Origin of the sequence: Bacillus alveayuensis (assembly GCA_030812955.1) — a bacterium.
Taxonomy (GTDB): domain Bacteria; phylum Bacillota; class Bacilli; order Bacillales; family Aeribacillaceae; genus Bacillus_CB; species Bacillus_CB alveayuensis.
The window spans coordinates 1-16,656 of record JAUSTR010000001.1; the positions used below are offsets into that span (position 1 = coordinate 1).

The 16,656-nt window shown below is 36.1% G+C and carries 18 protein-coding genes; 13 read left to right on the forward strand and 5 right to left on the reverse strand.

Annotated features, from left to right (window positions below):
- Positions 1 to 306: 306 nt before the first annotated feature.
- Entirely contained in the window at positions 307 to 1,248 is a 942-nt protein-coding gene (locus J2S06_RS00005) for a 1,4-dihydroxy-2-naphthoate polyprenyltransferase (RefSeq protein WP_419150877.1), read from the reverse strand.
- 347 nt (positions 1,249 to 1,595) lie between these two features.
- On the opposite strand from J2S06_RS00005, the gene J2S06_RS00010 reads away from it, so the two are divergent.
- From J2S06_RS00010 to J2S06_RS00055, 10 genes are all read left to right on the forward strand, one after another.
- Positions 1,596 to 3,011 carry an isochorismate synthase gene (locus J2S06_RS00010; RefSeq protein ID WP_419150878.1) on the forward strand — a complete coding sequence of 472 codons (1,416 nt, stop codon included), beginning with the start codon at positions 1,596 to 1,598 and terminating at the stop codon, positions 3,009 to 3,011.
- On the forward strand, positions 3,004 to 4,743 hold the full coding sequence (menD, locus tag J2S06_RS00015; RefSeq protein ID WP_419150880.1) for a 2-succinyl-5-enolpyruvyl-6-hydroxy-3-cyclohexene-1-carboxylic-acid synthase: 1,740 nt from the start codon (positions 3,004 to 3,006) through the stop codon (positions 4,741 to 4,743). The genes J2S06_RS00010 and menD overlap by 8 nt, the downstream gene beginning before the upstream one ends.
- A complete protein-coding gene (gene menH / locus J2S06_RS00020) occupies positions 4,740 to 5,600 on the forward strand; it encodes a 2-succinyl-6-hydroxy-2,4-cyclohexadiene-1-carboxylate synthase (protein ID WP_419150881.1) in 861 nt (286 codons plus the stop codon). The genes menD and menH overlap by 4 nt, the downstream gene beginning before the upstream one ends.
- Positions 5,590 to 6,408, forward strand: a complete 819-nt coding sequence (menB, locus tag J2S06_RS00025; protein ID WP_419150883.1) for a 1,4-dihydroxy-2-naphthoyl-CoA synthase — start codon at positions 5,590 to 5,592, stop codon at positions 6,406 to 6,408. Before menH ends, menB begins: the two co-directional genes overlap by 11 nt.
- 72 nt (positions 6,409 to 6,480) lie before the next feature.
- Entirely contained in the window at positions 6,481 to 7,944 is a 1,464-nt protein-coding gene (locus J2S06_RS00030; RefSeq protein ID WP_419150884.1) for an o-succinylbenzoate--CoA ligase, read from the forward strand.
- Positions 7,934 to 8,074: a hypothetical protein gene (locus tag J2S06_RS00035; protein WP_419150885.1), complete on the forward strand. Its 141-nt coding sequence runs from the start codon at positions 7,934 to 7,936 to the stop codon at positions 8,072 to 8,074. Before J2S06_RS00030 ends, J2S06_RS00035 begins: the two co-directional genes overlap by 11 nt.
- 395 nt (positions 8,075 to 8,469) lie before the next feature.
- The gene (locus J2S06_RS00040; RefSeq protein ID WP_419150886.1) at positions 8,470 to 9,396 is read left to right on the forward strand and encodes a metal ABC transporter solute-binding protein, Zn/Mn family; all 927 of its coding nucleotides are present in this window, start codon (positions 8,470 to 8,472) and stop codon (positions 9,394 to 9,396) included.
- A 12-nt stretch (positions 9,397 to 9,408) separates the two neighbouring features.
- Positions 9,409 to 10,161, forward strand: a complete 753-nt coding sequence (locus tag J2S06_RS00045; protein WP_419150887.1) for a metal ABC transporter ATP-binding protein — start codon at positions 9,409 to 9,411, stop codon at positions 10,159 to 10,161.
- 12 nt (positions 10,162 to 10,173) lie between these two features.
- On the forward strand, positions 10,174 to 11,481 hold the full coding sequence (locus J2S06_RS00050; protein WP_419150888.1) for a metal ABC transporter permease: 1,308 nt from the start codon (positions 10,174 to 10,176) through the stop codon (positions 11,479 to 11,481).
- Positions 11,471 to 12,361 (forward strand): metal ABC transporter permease, encoded by an 891-nt coding sequence (locus J2S06_RS00055; protein WP_419150889.1) that lies wholly within the window; start codon positions 11,471 to 11,473, stop codon positions 12,359 to 12,361. Before J2S06_RS00050 ends, J2S06_RS00055 begins: the two co-directional genes overlap by 11 nt.
- A 420-nt stretch (positions 12,362 to 12,781) precedes the next feature.
- Here the strand turns inward: J2S06_RS00055 and J2S06_RS00060 are convergent, their stop codons facing one another.
- The 3 genes from J2S06_RS00060 to yidD form a co-directional block, all read right to left on the reverse strand.
- Positions 12,782 to 12,970, reverse strand: a complete 189-nt coding sequence (locus J2S06_RS00060) for a hypothetical protein (RefSeq protein ID WP_419150890.1) — start codon at positions 12,968 to 12,970, stop codon at positions 12,782 to 12,784.
- Between the two features lie 108 nt (positions 12,971 to 13,078).
- Positions 13,079 to 14,053 carry a metal ABC transporter substrate-binding protein gene (locus J2S06_RS00065; protein WP_419150891.1) on the reverse strand — a complete coding sequence of 325 codons (975 nt, stop codon included), beginning with the start codon at positions 14,051 to 14,053 and terminating at the stop codon, positions 13,079 to 13,081.
- A 119-nt stretch (positions 14,054 to 14,172) separates the two neighbouring features.
- Positions 14,173 to 14,403 carry a membrane protein insertion efficiency factor YidD gene (yidD, locus tag J2S06_RS00070; protein WP_044747099.1) on the reverse strand — a complete coding sequence of 77 codons (231 nt, stop codon included), beginning with the start codon at positions 14,401 to 14,403 and terminating at the stop codon, positions 14,173 to 14,175.
- Positions 14,404 to 14,547: 144 nt separating this feature from the next.
- Here yidD and J2S06_RS00075 point away from each other — a divergent pair, with 144 nt between their 5' ends.
- Positions 14,548 to 15,021 (forward strand): S-ribosylhomocysteine lyase, encoded by a 474-nt coding sequence (locus tag J2S06_RS00075; protein ID WP_419150892.1) that lies wholly within the window; start codon positions 14,548 to 14,550, stop codon positions 15,019 to 15,021.
- Positions 15,022 to 15,270: 249 nt separating this feature from the next.
- Positions 15,271 to 15,717 (forward strand): Dps family protein, encoded by a 447-nt coding sequence (locus J2S06_RS00080; RefSeq protein ID WP_268753002.1) that lies wholly within the window; start codon positions 15,271 to 15,273, stop codon positions 15,715 to 15,717.
- A gap of 25 nt (positions 15,718 to 15,742) precedes the next feature.
- Here the strand turns inward: J2S06_RS00080 and J2S06_RS00085 are convergent, their stop codons facing one another.
- The gene (locus J2S06_RS00085; RefSeq protein WP_044747102.1) at positions 15,743 to 15,949 is read right to left on the reverse strand and encodes a hypothetical protein; all 207 of its coding nucleotides are present in this window, start codon (positions 15,947 to 15,949) and stop codon (positions 15,743 to 15,745) included.
- 321 nt (positions 15,950 to 16,270) lie between these two features.
- Here J2S06_RS00085 and J2S06_RS00090 point away from each other — a divergent pair, with 321 nt between their 5' ends.
- Positions 16,271 to 16,603, forward strand: a complete 333-nt coding sequence (locus J2S06_RS00090; RefSeq protein WP_044747103.1) for a hypothetical protein — start codon at positions 16,271 to 16,273, stop codon at positions 16,601 to 16,603.
- Positions 16,604 to 16,656: the final 53 nt, after the last annotated feature.

Sequence of the window (16,656 nt, forward strand, 5' to 3'; positions counted from 1 at the left end):
CAGCAACAAGCTGCATGATTTCTGTTTTTAAAAATACAATTAAGAAATTCTGTAGGTTTTTGTATTTTTAAAAAGAGCAATTATGAAATTGGCTCAATAAAATAAAATTTGAAAATAGTTGTATTGAAAAATACAAACAATAAACATATTACAACTCATTTTTAATGATGGCAATGATAAAATTTGTTATAAAAATGAGTATATTAAGAAAATTTTCCGTCAATTGTATGAAAGGAATATATTCATTACGAAAAAACAAGAAAAAAGCGTTTACCGCTAATAGGGTAAACACTTTTTTACATCATATTATAGGGTAATAAATTGTATGATTAAACCAATCGAAAGTAAAAATCCAAACAGTGTATTCGTTTCGGCTGTAGCCTTCATTGCCGGCATCATTTCAATTGGCTTCGTCTTTCCGATAAATTGTTTCACAGCAAATGTAGCTTTCGGAATACTTAATAACACAAGAAAACTCCACCAAGTTGTATATCCAAATAAAATCATGAAGAGTACAAAGAGATAAGCTGTTATAAACATCCCTGCTAGTAGGGTAATTGCCTTTTGACGCCCGATTAAGATAGCTAATGTTTTACGTCCATTTTTTTTATCTCCATCTAAATCGCGAATGTTATTGGCAAGTAAAATAGCCGCAATCGTAATGGCGATTGGAATAGAATGTAAAACGGTTGTGAATGTAATCGTTCCAGTTTGAATAAAGAAAGAGATGAGAATAATGATCACGCCCATAAAAAATCCTGACATAAGTTCACCAAATGGTGTATAAGCAATAGGAATAGGTCCGCCAGTATAAAAATACCCGGCTGCCATACAGATGAGTCCGACAACAGCGATCCACCAACTGGATAAAAGGCAAATGTATACTCCTAATATAATAGAAATTCCAAAAAACGAAAATCCTAAATATAACACCGTTTTTGGCTTAATGCCATTTCGAACAATTGCCCCGCCTATACCCACTGATTCTTTTGTATCTAATCCTCGTTTATAATCAAAATATTCGTTAAACATATTTGTTGCCGATTGAATTAATATGGATGCTAATAACATAGCTAAAAATAAGCCGATATGCAGTGAATTTTCTAACAAAGCAAGCAACGTACCAATCATGACAGGTACAAATGCAGCTGTTAATGTGTGAGGCCGCAAAAGCATCCACCAAACTCTCCACCCATCATTCGGTTTTAAACTTGAAACATTTCGAGTTGTTTGTGATTCAGGATGCATAATCGTTCTCTCCTTAATCAAAGGGAATAGAATATCAACCTTAAGTCTAGATAATTGCTTTTAGTGTGTCAATGATTTTAAACGATTTAAAAGTATTGAAAGTTTATCCTATATTGTTTTACCATGCTCATTTCTTGTCCATTTTTGTATTTATATCAATAGTTTTAGAAGGAAGGAAACGTATTCTTCCTATTGAATCCACTATCTTTTATTCTTTTCAGTGAAAGATATATAATAAGGATAAAAGAAGTACAAAAATCAATGGAACATTTTTCATCATCATTGACATTCGATTAGGACAGGTGTATCTTAAAAAAAGTTATTTTTCGGTTTTAGGGGGGTCTTTGGTGATTACACTTCATAAAGAAGAAACGTTGAAAAATGAAATTTTACACGTGTTAAATGAAGCTAAAAAAAAGAAGCATCCGATTATTTTTAGTTATGTAACGAAAGTTGCGCAAACGGATCCCCTACAAATATTTTCAATATTTGCGTCATTACATAAAGGAAAGCGTTTTTTTTGGTCAACACCAGAACAGAATTTTATTTTATGTGGTGTTGGGACTGAAATGACGTTAACAAACGATCAAGATTCCGTTCATCGTTTTTATACGATTGAAGCGATTTGGAATGAATGGAAGCATTACACTCATGTTTTTGGTCAAAAAGATTATGGTTCAGGACCAATGTTATTTGGTGGATTTTCATTTGATCCGAAAAAAGAGAACAAATCGTCGAAATGGAGTGAATTTTCGTCGGCGCGTTTTCATTTACCTTGTCTAATGGTGACCAAGCATGATGAAGAAATGTATTTAACGATCAATAAAATTGTTCACCGTGATGATAAGCTGGAGGAGCTTTTTCAGCATTTTGAATCATATCAAAATATGTTCAAAAGGAATTATATTCCATATAAAGAAAAAAACCCTTCACAACAGGATAAAAAGATTTATTACCAAGAAAAATGGCTGCAGACGGTACAAAAAGCAACAGAACTAATTAAAGCTAATCGGTTTGAAAAGGTTGTGCTAGCAAGGGAAGTGTTATTATCCTTTGATCAGCCGATTCCAATTAATTTAGTGCTAAACAAACTAAAAAAAACATTATCAACTAGCTATTTGTTTGCATTTGAAGTGGGTAAAAAGTGCTTTGTTGGCGCAACTCCTGAAAGGTTAGTGAAAAAAAAAGGCATACAAGTGTTTTCAACATGTTTAGCAGGATCTATAAAACGAGGAAAAAATAAAATAGAAGATGATCTCTTAGGGGAACAGCTTTTACATGATCCAAAAAACTTACTTGAACATGAAATCGTTGTTCGAATGATAAAAAATGCGTTTGAAAAGTGTTGTGATGAAGTGGAAACAAAGGATTCTCCGACGTTATTAAAAACACAAAATATCCAGCATTTATACACACCGATTAAAGGAAAAATTAAGAACGGATTCTCACTAATGGATGTAGTGGAAAAGCTTCATCCGACACCTGCTCTCGGTGGTTATCCGAAAAAAGAAGCTCTCCAATTTATACGCGATGAAGAACCGATGGAGAGAGGATGGTATGCTGCACCAATTGGTTGGATTGATTTAGAGGACAATGGAGAATTTGTTGTCGCCATTCGTTCAACTCTCATCGATCATCGCCAGGCTTATTTGTTTGCGGGCTGTGGAATTGTTCAAGATTCGATTCCTGAGGAAGAATGGAAGGAAACAGAAATTAAACTAGGACCGATGCTATATGCCTTAGGGGGAACAAAGGATGAATAATCAAGATTTGACCAACTATGTCGTAACATTTGTCCAACAATTAATTGATTTAGGGGTAGTTCAAACGGTGATCAGCCCTGGTTCTCGTTCAACACCGCTTGCTTTAGTCATGTCCGAACATCCAGATATGAAAGTGTATCTAAATATTGACGAGCGTTCAGCAGGCTTTTTTGCTCTTGGTTTAGCCAAGAAGCAAAAAAAGCCTGTTGCCTTGCTATGCACATCTGGAACAGCAACTGCTAATTATTACCCCGCCATTGTAGAAGCTTATTATTCGAGAATTCCGCTGATCGTTATAACGGCTGACCGTCCTCATGAGTTGCGTGATGTCGGAGCCCCTCAAGCGATCAATCAAATTAACATGTATGGGAAATATGTCAAATGGTTTGTAGATGCCTCCCTGCCTGAAAGTCAGCCGGGTATCATTCAATATGTAAAAAATATCGTTTCTCATGCTGTATTTGAATCACGGAAGCATCCTAATGGTCCTGTTCACATGAACATGCCATTTCGTGAGCCGCTTGTTCCTGATTTATCCACTGTTGTCGAAAAAGCTAAACAAAAAAGAAACGTGATGGAGATCACGAGTCAGACAACAATTGATCAAGAAGCTATACAAAGAATTGCCGACCGATTACAGACTGTAAAAAAAGGACTTATCGTATGTGGAGAGCTGTATCATGAAGCCTTTTCAAAAAGCGTCATTCAATTAGCTGAAAAGCTTCAATATCCTATTTTAGCCGATCCATTATCACAGCTTCGTTTCGGTGAACACTCCAAAGAACATGTTATAGAAGGTTATGACACGATTTTGAAAGACCGTGACCTTTATCCATCTTTGCAACCAGATGTGATTCTCCGTTTTGGAGCAATGCCTGTTTCCAAATCGTTGTTTTTGTTTTTAAAGGAACAACCACACACCGAACAAATTATTGTCGATCACGGTGGGGGCTGGCGGGATCCAACGTTAATAGCAGAACAGCATCTTTTTTGTGATGAACAATATTTTTGTGATGAACTAGTTAAAAGATTGGAAAAGAATGAAGACGATGCTTGGTATTTACGTTGGAAAAAAGCAAATGATTTAACACGGACTTTAATATTAGATGGTGTGGTTGATGAAAGCGATTCTTTGTTTGAAGGAAAGCTCTACATCGATTTATTAAAATGGCTTCCAGAAGAATGTAATCTTGTTGTTGGCAATAGCATGCCGATTCGAGATATTGATACTTTCTTCTATTCAAGCGAGAAAAAAATCCATATTTATGCAAACAGAGGAGCAAATGGGATTGACGGAGTCGTTTCAACCGCAATGGGGATAGGGGCTGCAAGCTCCTTCCCTACCTATTTAGTGATTGGAGACTTATCATTTTTCCATGATTTAAATGGATTATTAGCTGGAAAATTACATCAATTAAATATAACGATTTTATTAGTAAATAACAATGGTGGCGGAATTTTTTCCTTTTTACCTCAAGCTGATGAGAAAAAGCATTTTGAAGCACTTTTCGGAACGCCTACTGACCTTGATTTTCGTCATGCTGCAGCTTTTTATGGTGCAAACTATGTGAAAGTATCGTCATGGGATGAGCTTGCATGTGAGTTGAAACGAACGAATCAAAATGGAGTTAATATTATCGAAATCCCAACTGAGCGATATACTCGCGTCAAATCCCATCGAAAAATCATGCAATTTGTTTCCAGGGAAATAAGGAAAGAGTTGGGAATATGAAAATTTGTGTTCGAGATGTTTTTTATCATGTTGAAATATATGGAAAAGGAGAACCGATTGTTTTTTTACATGGTTTTACAGGTGATGTGACAACATGGTATGTATGTAAAAAATTTTTTCCTAATCATCAATTAATTTTCGTTGATCTCATCGGTCATGGAAAAACGGAGTCTCCACTAGATATGAATCGATATCGTATGGATGAAGTCGTTCAAGATTTAAGAGAAATGATGGGCAAATTACAAATAGAACAGACTCATCTCGTCGGTTATTCAATGGGAGGAAGGGTTGCCTTATCATTTGCCATTACATACCCACAGTGTATCAAAACGTTAATTCTAGAAAGCAGTTCTCCAGGTTTAAAAACAGAAGCAGAGAGAGAAGAAAGAAAAAAGGCTGATGAAAAATTGGCCAACTATATACTGGAAAATGGAATGGAAACGTTCGTGAATTATTGGGAAAACATTCCTCTTTTCCAATCACAAAAAATATTACCTTCCAAAATCAAAGAAAAAATCAGAAAACAAAGGCTGCAAAATAATCCGATCGGGCTCGCTAATAGTTTAATAGGGATGGGAACGGGCGTTCAGCCTTCTTGGTGGGGAGCGCCATTACAAAGGATTTCTGCCCCTATGCTTCTCATATGTGGAGAATTAGACAAAAAATTTTGCCAAATTGCAAAGGAAATGGAACGATTTATACCAATTGCGAGAACACATATTGTTCCAAGTGCTGGTCATGCAATTCATGTGGAACAACCAAGAATTTTTGGTAAAATAGTAAGTGAGTTTCTACAAAGTTTTGGAGCAAATGAAGATAGAAAGCGTATTCAGAAGGAGGATGAAAATGGCCATTGAATGGGTGAAAGAAAGAGACTATGATGAGATTATTTATGAAACGTATAACGGTATTGCCAAAATTACAATGAATCGCCCTGAAGTACATAATGCTTTTACACCAAAAACAGTTGCAGAAATGATTGATGCCTTTGCTTATGCACGTGATGATGAAAAAATTGGTGTGATTATTTTAACTGGTGCTGGTGATAAAGCGTTTTGCTCTGGCGGTGACCAGAAAGTACGAGGTCATGGCGGCTATGTAGGCGAAGATCAAATCCCGCGTTTGAATGTACTAGATTTACAACGTTTAATCCGAGTGATACCGAAGCCTGTTATTGCAATGGTAAACGGCTATGCCATTGGCGGTGGACATGTTCTTCACGTCGTCTGCGACTTAACGATCGCTTCTGAGAATGCAATCTTCGGGCAAACTGGTCCGAAAGTAGGCAGCTTTGATGCTGGGTATGGCGCTGGTTATTTAGCCCGTATTATCGGACATAAAAAAGCACGGGAAATTTGGTATTTATGCCGTCAATATACAGCTCAAGAAGCACTAGAAATGGGTCTTGTCAATAAGGTTGTTCCTTTAGAACAGCTTGAAGAAGAAACGGTTAAATGGTGTGAGGAAATCCTTGAAAAAAGTCCAACAGCTATTCGTTTTTTAAAAGCAGCCTTTAATGCAGATACTGACGGGCTAGCAGGATTACAGCAGCTTGCAGGGGACGCTACACTTCTATACTATACAACAGATGAAGCGAAAGAAGGTCGCGATGCATTTAAAGAAAAGCGGAAACCTGATTTCAAACAATTTCCACGTTTCCCTTAATTTTTTGAGCAGCTTGATGTTTTTTCATCGAGCTGTTTTCATTATGTATCCAATTTTTGAGGTGGAAAACTAATGATCAATCCAACAATGATGCCAAACTGGTTAAAACAACGTGCTTTTCTAACTCCTGATCGCATTGCTATTACATATGGGAATGAACAAATCACATTCTCAAAATTAGACGAAATGGTTATGAGACGTGCAAGACAGCTTGCAGCAATTGGAGTTCGACAAAATGATTATGTCGGTTTATTGATGCGAAACAGCTTGGAGATGGTTTTAAATATTCATGCTTTACTTTACCTTGGTGCCATTATTGTGTTTTTTAATACGAGATTAACCGAAAAAGAGTTGATTTGGCAAATTCATGATTCAAAAGTGAAATGGACGATTTGTGATGATGAATTACAAGGATTCATAAAAGGTCAGACTAAAACCATCAATACAACAGAACTTTGCAGCATGAAGGAATCAGAAACGGAAATCGTCACAACTTTTTCGTTACAACATGTTGCAACGGTTATGTATACATCGGGAACTACAGGAAAACCTAAAGGGGTTCAACAAACGTACGGGAACCATTGGTGGAGCGCAGTTGGCTCAATGTTAAATCTAGGATTGCGCGAAAATGATAGTTGGCTTCTCGCTGTACCGTTGTTCCATATTAGCGGACTTTCCATTTTATTTAGAAGTGTCATTTATGGGATAAGAGTGATTTTACACCGTTCCTTTAATGCCAACAGGATGAACGAAGCTATAAAAAAACAAAATGCTACGATTGCTTCTGTTGTCAGTACTATGCTACAGCAGATGATCGAAGAGCTAGGAGAAGAGCGCTATCCTTGTACATTCCGTTGTATGTTATTAGGCGGTGGTCCTGCTCCAAAGCCGCTATTGGAAGCTTGTCAGGCAAAAGAAATCCCGGTCTTCCAAACATATGGCATGACGGAAACGGCCTCCCAAGTGGTCACCCTTGCTCCCGAGTATTGCTTTTCAAAACTAGGTTCTGCTGGAAAACCACTCTTCCCGGTAGAAATCAAAATTGTTCAAAACGAAAAAACGTGCCGTCCATATGAAGAGGGAGAAATTGTGATTAAAGGTCCGAATGTGACGATCGGCTATTTAAATCGATCGGATTCAACGAGCAAATCCATTCGTAATGGCTGGTTTTATACAGGGGATATAGGCTACCTTGACGGAGATGGGTTTTTGTATGTGCTCGACCGCCGTTCCGATTTAATCGTTTCAGGCGGTGAAAATATTTATCCTGCAGAAGTGGAAGCCGTACTTCTTTCCCATCCCAATATTCTTGATGCTGGTGTCATCGGAAAAAAGGATGAAAAATGGGGACAAGTCCCATTTGCGTTTATCGTCTGTAGTCAAAATATTTCTGAACGGGAACTAGTGGCATTTTGTGAGGAGCGTCTTGCAAAATATAAAGTCCCAAAAGGGTTTAAAATGGTAAAAGAGCTCCCGAGAAATGCTTCGAAAAAGCTATTAAGAAGAAAATTAAAAGAGAAGTTGGATGAAAAATAAGAATGATATGCCGACGACTTCAAAAGTTAGGGCAGTTAAAAAAATAAATCAAATTTTTAATGCTTTAAAAATTAAATTTTCAAAAAGAAAAGAACGTGAAAAATCGAAAAATGCCTATGAAAAAAATTAAATTTCAACGACATTTTTAATAATAAAACGAAAAACATGGAATTTGTATGGGCGGAATAAATTCGGTATGTTAAATGTGAAAGGCAGAAAGGGGCAAGCAATACTTTCCCTTCCAGCGTTTTGACCAGCATAATCGCTGGTTTTTTTTATTTAAAGATGATGTTGATCATAACTAATGTTGGTAGCAATGTTTTGAGGAAAACATATGATAAATTACTCATGTCGATTTTTTGTAGTTGACAAATAAGTTTGTTTAAGGTTATTTTTTTGTATGTACACAACTTTTTGTCGTTAATTTATATTTTGAAAATTTTTTAGAACATGGCTGAATATATTTTTTTACCATTAAAGTTTACTTAGGTCAAAAAATGTGGAGAAGGAAAAAGGAGGAGTTTTATGAAAAACTGGTTATTCGCGATCGTGATCGGTATTTTCTTTTTAATGTTGACAGCATGTGGGAAAGATCCATCAACAAGTGAAGGTAAAGATAAAATTTATGTGACAACGACGATTGCTCAAATAGAAGATATCGTAAAAAATGTTGGAACAGACTATGTTCAAACGGAATCGTTAATGGGCCCTGGAGTTGACCCGCATCTTTATAAAGCCTCCCAAGGTGATATTAAAAAGTTGCAAAAAGCAGATATTATTTTTTACAATGGCTTACATCTTGAAGGGAAGATGGGGGAAGTATTAGAAAAAATGTCTGAACAGCGTCCGACGGTAGCTGTAACAAGGGACATCCCGGAGGAAAAGCTCATTACAGACCCTCAAAATCCAAATGCCCATGACCCACATGTATGGTTTGATATTGAACTTTGGAAATACGCAGTGGATACTGTTGCAAATGAGTTGTCTTCTCTTGATCCAAAGCATGAAAAAGAGTTTAAACAAAATGCAGAAGAATATAAACAGCAATTAGATAAGCTTTATGAAGAATCACGAAAAAAAATAGAAGAAATTGATGAAAATAGTCGGGTATTAGTAACCGCTCATGATGCATTTGCCTATTTCGGCCGTTCTTTTGGCTTTGAAGTAGAAGGATTACAAGGACTTAGTACAGATTCTGAATACGGATTAAAGGATGTACAAAGCTTAATTGACTTATTGGTTGAGCGAAATATAAAAGCAGTCTTTATCGAAAGCAGTATTTCAGAAAAATCCATTAATGCTGTTGTTGAAGGGGCAAAAGAAAGAGGTCATGAGGTTGAAATTGGTGGAGAATTGTTCTCTGATGCGATGGGAGAAGAAGGAACGAAGGAAGGAACGTATATCGGAATGTTTGAGCACAATATGGAAACCATTGTCTCAGCATTAAAATAGGAGGTAATGAAAATGGTGCATCCCCTTTCAGTTGAAAATATTACGGTCGCCTATCATAAAAAACCAGTACTTCATGAAGTAAGCTTTACCGTTCCAGAAGGAAAGCTTATTGGCATCATTGGTCCAAACGGTGCAGGAAAGTCAACCTTAATTAAAACGATATTAGGTTTAGTTCCAAAAGCTTCTGGTACAATTGAGTTTTTCGGCAGTACTTATAAAAAACAAATTAAACGTATAGGGTATGTACCACAACGAGGAACCGTTGATTGGGATTTCCCAACAAATGCTTTAGATGTTGTAACGATGGGGAGATATGGACATATCGGATGGATGAAAAGACCGAAAAAAGAAGATATCGAGATAGCGAAAGCCTGTTTACAAAAAGTTGGAATGCTTGAATATGCTGACCGACAAATTAGTCAGCTTTCAGGCGGCCAACAGCAGCGTGTCTTTTTAGCAAGGGCCTTGGCACAAGATGCTGACCTTTATTTCATGGATGAACCATTTGTTGGAGTGGACGCTGCTACAGAAAAAGCCATTATCACTCTATTAAATGAACTAAAAGAGCGTGGAAAGACAGTGCTAGTTGTCCACCATGATTTACAAACGGTCAAAGAATATTTTGATTGGGTTCTTCTTTTAAATATGAGAGTCATTGCATATGGAAAAACGGAAGAAGTGTTTAATCTTGACAACTTGCAGAAAACATATGGTGGAAAGTTAGCATTTCTCAAAGAACGTCCAGCGCTAGCGAGAGAAAAGTAGGAGTGGATCAAGATGAAAGAATTTATATTGCAGTTTCAAGATCCAAACACACAATGGGTGTTATTCGGGACGATCTTGTTAGGATTAGCTAGCGGCGTATTAGGGAGCTATGCTCTGCTAAGAAAGCAAAGTTTGATTGGCGATGCTATGGCACACGCCGCCTTACCTGGTGTGTGCATCGCCTTTATACTCTATGGAAGTAAATCATTATTTTGGTTTATTTTAGGAGCTTCCATTTCGGGTTTCATTTCAACATGGCTTATCCATATGATTGTGGAGAAATCTCGCATAAAAGAAGATGCTGCGATCGGAATCGTCCTTTCTGTCTTCTTCGGGTTTGGGATTGTGTTGTTAACATATATTCAAAATGAAAGTACTGGAAATAAAAGTGGATTAGATGACTTTATATTCGGGCAAGCTGCATCCCTTGTTAGATCAGACGTGATCCTTATTTCAGCCATTTCGGTGATCCTACTATTTTTCACAACGTTATTTTATAAAGAATTTAAAATCGTAACATTTGATCCATCATTTGCGAAAGGGATTGGGCTCCCAGTCAAATGGTTTGATAACCTATTAATTATCATGATTGTTCTTTCTGTCGTGATTGGTCTTCAAACGGTCGGAGTTGTCCTAATGGCTGCTATGTTAATCACTCCAGCGATTGCAGCGAGATATTGGACGGATCGACTAAGCTTTATGATTATTATCGCTGGATTGATTGGTGCATTTTCCGGAGGTGTTGGTACGTTAATTAGTACAACAACAAAAGGGCTGCCGACAGGCCCGCTGATCATTGTAGCAGCAACAAGTATTTTTATCATTTCTTTAATATTTGGACCAAAAAAAGGTTTGCTTCAAGCCTTTATGAAGCATATGAAGCTTCGTAAGAAAACAGCAATGGATCAGTTTTTACTCTCTTTATATGACTTAAGTGAACAATCTCGTTTTGAAGATTCATTTACGGAAATTGAAGTATTCGAAAAAAGAAAAATCGCAAAAAGCTTACAACAGTATGTCATCAAAGAGCTTTCGAATAAAGGGCATATTCAAGTTGAGGATGGCATGGTTTCTTTAACAGATGAAGGTCTAGAAGCTGCGTATAATTTAGTATTGCATCATCGATTATATGAAACGTATTTAATGCACGAGCTTGAATTTCAAGGGGCCCTTAGCCAACAAGAGTTTTCGCTAGATATGTTAACAGAAGGAGAAAAAAAGCGGCTCTATGAATTAATGGAATTACATGAGCGAAAACCATTACTTGTCCCGAATTCTTTACGGACACATAAGAAGAAGGTGTATATTCATGAGCTATGAGGCTTGGATCTTATTAACAGCATCTTTAGTTGGAGCTAGCTGTGGTTTGATCGGTACTTTTTTAGTATTAAGAAAGATGGCCATGCTTTCAGATGCGATTAGCCATAGTGTTCTACTTGGGATTGTCGGAGCTTATTTTATCAGTCACTCCCTAAGTGGGATTTACATGCTCATCGGTGCTGGAATTGTTGGGCTTTTAACAACACTTTTTGTCCAATTATTAAGCAACAAAGGTGTTCAATCTGATGCGGCAATTGGTGTCGTTTTCACATTCTTATTTGCTATTGGGGTTATTTTATTATCTCTTTACGGTGGAAATGTGCATCTAGATGTGGAGCATGCACTCATGGGGGAAATTGCTTTCGTTCCATGGGATACACTTGAAATAAATGGGGTGGATTTAGGTCCGAAATCGGTTTGGATGCTCGGCTTTGTCTTAACCATCAATTTAATCCTGACTATTTTATTTTATAAAGAATTTAAAATTTCAGCATTCGATCCGGAAATGGCGCTCGCTCTTGGTATACCCGTTACCTTTTTTCACTATTTACAAATGACGATGCTCTCACTTACAACCGTTGCTTCTTTTGATAGTGTCGGCGCAATATTAGTGGTTGCTATGATCATCGTTCCAGCTGCAACGGCTTATTTACTGACAGATCGGCTCATTCATATGTTATGGATGAGTGTGGCAATTGGCGTTCTTTCCGCGTTTATCGGTTATTACAGTGCGAGCTTTTTCAATGTTTCGATTTCAGGTGCTATGGCAACAGCAACAGGAATTTTATTTGCACTTGCATTTATCTTCTCCCCTTCACATGGGTTATTAGGAAAATGGTTTGCACAAAAAAATGTTCGAGTTCAAGTAAAAAAAAGGTAAAGGAAGTCCTTAATGGAAGGACTTCTTTTTTATTATTCATATGATTGGACACAAGTGTTGATTATCCATTATTTTACTTAAACATACAGAATCGTATGGCTGAACACAAGCTTTTCTGCCACATACCTCGAACAAGAACGCCAGCGGGCAAATTCATTTGCCCGAAAAGCGTTCATTGTTCGAGAAGGGCATGCGTATAGCATGCCCAGTCGGCAAGCGATTCGCTTGCCGACTTCGGCAGAAAAGCTAGAAATAGAGCCATCCCAACTGGTTATTATTGGTTAATCAAAACGCCTGATGATTGGACAGTATTTTCTAGATTTCAGACTGTAAAGGATGAAGTTTGGACAGTATAGGATATAATTTGGACAGTATTCGACATATGTTGGACAGAAAAGTACACTCAGTTGACTGCTTTATTTATATTTCTTGATCGGTTAAAATATCATAATCACTTAAGTGGATCAGATTACTCACTTCAAACGGAATTTCATCAAAAGAATTGTACTCATAGCTCCAAATATTTAAAAACGATTGTATGTAGGATTGAAAGGCTTGTTCATTAGCTGTGTGCAATTCTTTTTGAAAAGCGGTAATTAAGCTTTCCATTTTTGATCCTCCTCGTCATTAAAGCGTTCCACAATACAAATGTTATCTTCTCTTTCTTCGATTTTTTTATGCAAAATAAAAACAATGGGCATAAACCCATTGCTTTTATTATCTACCTAATGCTTTTTTTAATGTCTCAAGGTTTTGCTTCATAAGGCTGAAGTAGTCTTCACCATTTTTCGTTTCTTCTTCTGTTATGGATTCTAAGTTGTGTAGAGTTAATGCTTCAGCTCCAAGTTCTGATTGAACAATATTAGCGATATTGTTGGAAACGTTTTGTTCAAATATGACATATTTTAAATTGTGTTTCTGTGCAAATTCAATAATTTCCGCTAATTCCTTTTGGGAAGGCTCATTAGTCGGTGAAAGTCCTGAAATGCTAATTTGTTGAATTCCATAACGGTTCTCCCAATATCCGTAAGCTGCATGAGAAACGATTATTTCCGAACGTTCCGCATTTTGAACAACATCTTTAAATTGTTGGTCTAAATCGTTTAGTTGTTCTTTTAATTGTTCAAAGTTTTCTTCAAAATCCTTTCTTGTTTCTGGCTTTAATTCAACTAATGCATTTTTAATATTTTCAGCAAGTTGTACGGCAAGAACTGGATCGAGCCAAACGTGTGGGTCTAAGTCATCAAGATGTGTATGTTCATCCTCGTGTTTGTCTGCGTGTTCATCCTCATCTTCATCGTTTGATTTAATCAATTCAATCCCTTCACTTGCTTTTATTACTTTTACATTTTCAGTCTCTAACGTTTCATGAGCTTTTTCAGCAAATCCTTCTAAACCTATACCAGTATATATAAATAAATCTGCTTCAGCCATTTTGACCATTTGTTTCGTTGTCGGTTCATAAGTGTGTGCATCAGCATTTGGAGGGAATACACTTTCAACTAAAACATGATTGCCACCAATTTTTTTTGTGAAATCTTGTAATGGGAAAATTGTTGTATAAATAATCAGTTGATCTTCTTTGCTATTTTCAACTTTTTCTCCATTGCTTGCTGTATTACTTGAACATCCGACAATGATAATCATCGTGATGAACCAAAAGGATAACAGTAAAGAAAGTTTCTTTTTCATTATGAAGCTCCTTCCACTATTATTTCGTAATAATTACGATTTAAATCCAAAAAAATAAATCAAAATCATTTCGATTTATATAGTATAAAAATTCAATATAAAATACAATAGAAAAATCATTATTTTTTTCTATGATTTTCGTCAGGAACTGGATCGATACCGCCTGGATGAAAAGGATGGCATTTTAAAATTCTTTTTATTGTTAGCCAACCTCCTTTGATAGGTCCAAAACGCTGAATGGCTTCAATACCATAATGTGAACATGTAGGATAAAAGCGACAAGTTGGCGGTTTTAAGGGAGAAATGAATTTTTGGTAAAATCGTATAAGTCCAATAAGTATTTGCTTCATATGACTCACCTATTTTATTTTAGTTCTTATTTTAACAGAAATAAAGAGGAAAAACACAAAAACGAATCGAACAAAATTAATGAATGATCACGGGTTTTATTGTATGATACAATAACGAAAGGACTTATAAAAAGGAGTGATAAAATGCCTTCTGTAGAAAGCTTTGAATTAGATCATAATGCAGTAAAAGCACCTTACGTACGCCATTGTGGAGTTCACAAAGTTGGTAGCGATGGGGTTGTCAATAAATTTGATATTCGTTTTTGTCAGCCTAATAAACAAGCGATGAAGCCTGATGCCATTCATACACTTGAGCATTTACTAGCTTTTACCATTCGTAAGCATGCAGAAAAATATGATCATTTTGACATTATTGATGTTTCACCAATGGGCTGTCAAACAGGCTTTTATCTTGTTGTAAGCGGAGAACCAACTGTCCGTGAAATTATTGATTTATTAGAAGATACGATGAAAGAAGCGGTAGAAGCAACAGAGGTTCCAGCTGCTAATGAACGTCAATGCGGTCAAGCAAAACTTCATGATTTAGAAGGAGCTAAACGATTAATGCGCTTCTGGCTAGAGCAAAGCAAAGACGATTTAGAAATAGTATTCGCATAAATGATCTAAAAGAGGGTTCAACAAAGTTGAATCCTATGAACTTTATTCTAGGAATTTTCATACTGAAATGTATTAAATCATTCATTTTGATGATGAATGTTCATACTTCCATGATTAATAAATAAGATTAAAGTGATATTTTATGGTTAAATAGTAAATGATTAAAAATTCACATTTTGTCATTAGTAAGTTTTAAATAGGTTTCATCGGGGTACTTTATTATTGAAATAACATTAGGAGGGATGTAAAGTGTCACAAGAAAAGTTGTTGGAAATTGTTAATAAACAAGTTGCGGATTGGACCGTTCTTTACATGAAATTACATAACTATCACTGGTACGTAAAAGGACAACAGTTTTTTGTATTACATGAAAAATTTGAAGAACTATATAACGAAGCAGCAGGCTACATTGATGATTTAGCGGAACGAATGTTATCTTTAAATGGAAAACCTGTTGGAACATTGAAGGAATGTTTAGAAATTTCTTCCATTAAGGAAGCAGAAGGAAACGAATCAGATGTGCAAATGGTTGAATCTATATACCAAGACTTTAACTCCATGCTAGAAGATTTAGCGAAAGGTATGGAATTAGCAGAAGAAGTAAATGATGAGGCAACAGGAGATATGTTGCTTGGAATTCATCAAAGCTTAGAAAAACATATTTGGATGTTAAAATCATTTCTTGGTCATAAGTAATAGAAAGTCGGCCTTTTCTCAAATTTCAAATCGAGGAAAGGCCGATTACTTTTTCTTTGAAAAAAGGAAAGAGTAATTCACGAATTTGTTCACATGTCATCGTTTCGATTTCGTGTAAAAGCTCTTCTTTTTCCAATTGATTCATAAATGAAATAAGGAGAGCATCCATATCTTCCTCGTCTGCTCTCATCGTTTCCATAAACTTTTTTAATCGTTGCTCTAAACAGTACATCCCTCTTTAACTCCTTTTATCGTTTATATATGGCTCTTTTCTAAAAAATTGTTGCTTTACTATACGATAGATTTTCGACTGTCAGGCAAGCGATACGCTTGCTATGTCACGCCTTCACCCGACAGTCTAAAAATACCGTTTACTCCATAAAAGACGAAAATGTTAAAGTTTCAAATAGAAACAAAAAATCGGAAATTCTTTATTACAACTTATATATATAAATTTTGACAAAAGAAGCCATGATCATGCAGATGAAAATAAGAATAATGCCGGTTTTTTATGGGAAAAACAAAAAAGAACGTATAAGGGGGGCGATTAAAAATGGCAGATCATAAAAAGACATATTATATATCACTTGGAAGCGGAGAAATTTCTCAAGTAGCTACAGCATCACCTTGGGATTATAAAATTAAAGCGAACGATGAAGAAATAACAGTACTCAGGGAATATTTTGATCAAATACATTCTACAGGTTGGCAAAACTTTTTACGGGCTCATGTTCCTTATATACAATATCATTACGATCGAGAAAATGATGCAATCGATTCGTTATATAAAGATATTTTTAAAATGATTTACCGATTAGGTGATGAAGAAGCAAAAGAGCATATTCGTTCAACAGGGCTTATTAGCATTGAGAATGATACGCAATAACATACACAACCTCATTTCAGTATGATAAGATGTGAATGAAACAAACTGAAATA

What these genes read in the sequence shown, in the direction of transcription:
- J2S06_RS00005 (WP_419150877.1), bottom strand. Translation starts at nt 1,248, where the DNA reads ATGCATCCTGAATCACAAACAACTCGAAATGTTTCAAGTTTAAAACCG.
- menD (WP_419150880.1), top strand. Translation starts at nt 3,004, where the DNA reads ATGAATAATCAAGATTTGACCAACTATGTCGTAACATTTGTCCAACAA.
- menH (WP_419150881.1), top strand. Translation starts at nt 4,740, where the DNA reads ATGAAAATTTGTGTTCGAGATGTTTTTTATCATGTTGAAATATATGGA.
- menB (WP_419150883.1), top strand. Translation starts at nt 5,590, where the DNA reads ATGGCCATTGAATGGGTGAAAGAAAGAGACTATGATGAGATTATTTAT.
- J2S06_RS00030 (WP_419150884.1), top strand. Translation starts at nt 6,481, where the DNA reads ATGATCAATCCAACAATGATGCCAAACTGGTTAAAACAACGTGCTTTT.
- J2S06_RS00035 (WP_419150885.1), top strand. Translation starts at nt 7,934, where the DNA reads ATGAAAAATAAGAATGATATGCCGACGACTTCAAAAGTTAGGGCAGTT.
- J2S06_RS00040 (WP_419150886.1), top strand. Translation starts at nt 8,470, where the DNA reads ATGAAAAACTGGTTATTCGCGATCGTGATCGGTATTTTCTTTTTAATG.
- J2S06_RS00045 (WP_419150887.1), top strand. Translation starts at nt 9,409, where the DNA reads ATGGTGCATCCCCTTTCAGTTGAAAATATTACGGTCGCCTATCATAAA.
- J2S06_RS00050 (WP_419150888.1), top strand. Translation starts at nt 10,174, where the DNA reads ATGAAAGAATTTATATTGCAGTTTCAAGATCCAAACACACAATGGGTG.
- J2S06_RS00055 (WP_419150889.1), top strand. Translation starts at nt 11,471, where the DNA reads ATGAGCTATGAGGCTTGGATCTTATTAACAGCATCTTTAGTTGGAGCT.
- J2S06_RS00060 (WP_419150890.1), bottom strand. Translation starts at nt 12,970, where the DNA reads ATGGAAAGCTTAATTACCGCTTTTCAAAAAGAATTGCACACAGCTAAT.
- J2S06_RS00065 (WP_419150891.1), bottom strand. Translation starts at nt 14,053, where the DNA reads ATGAAAAAGAAACTTTCTTTACTGTTATCCTTTTGGTTCATCACGATG.
- yidD (WP_044747099.1), bottom strand. Translation starts at nt 14,403, where the DNA reads ATGAAGCAAATACTTATTGGACTTATACGATTTTACCAAAAATTCATT.
- J2S06_RS00075 (WP_419150892.1), top strand. Translation starts at nt 14,548, where the DNA reads ATGCCTTCTGTAGAAAGCTTTGAATTAGATCATAATGCAGTAAAAGCA.
- J2S06_RS00085 (WP_044747102.1), bottom strand. Translation starts at nt 15,949, where the DNA reads ATGTACTGTTTAGAGCAACGATTAAAAAAGTTTATGGAAACGATGAGA.
- J2S06_RS00090 (WP_044747103.1), top strand. Translation starts at nt 16,271, where the DNA reads ATGGCAGATCATAAAAAGACATATTATATATCACTTGGAAGCGGAGAA.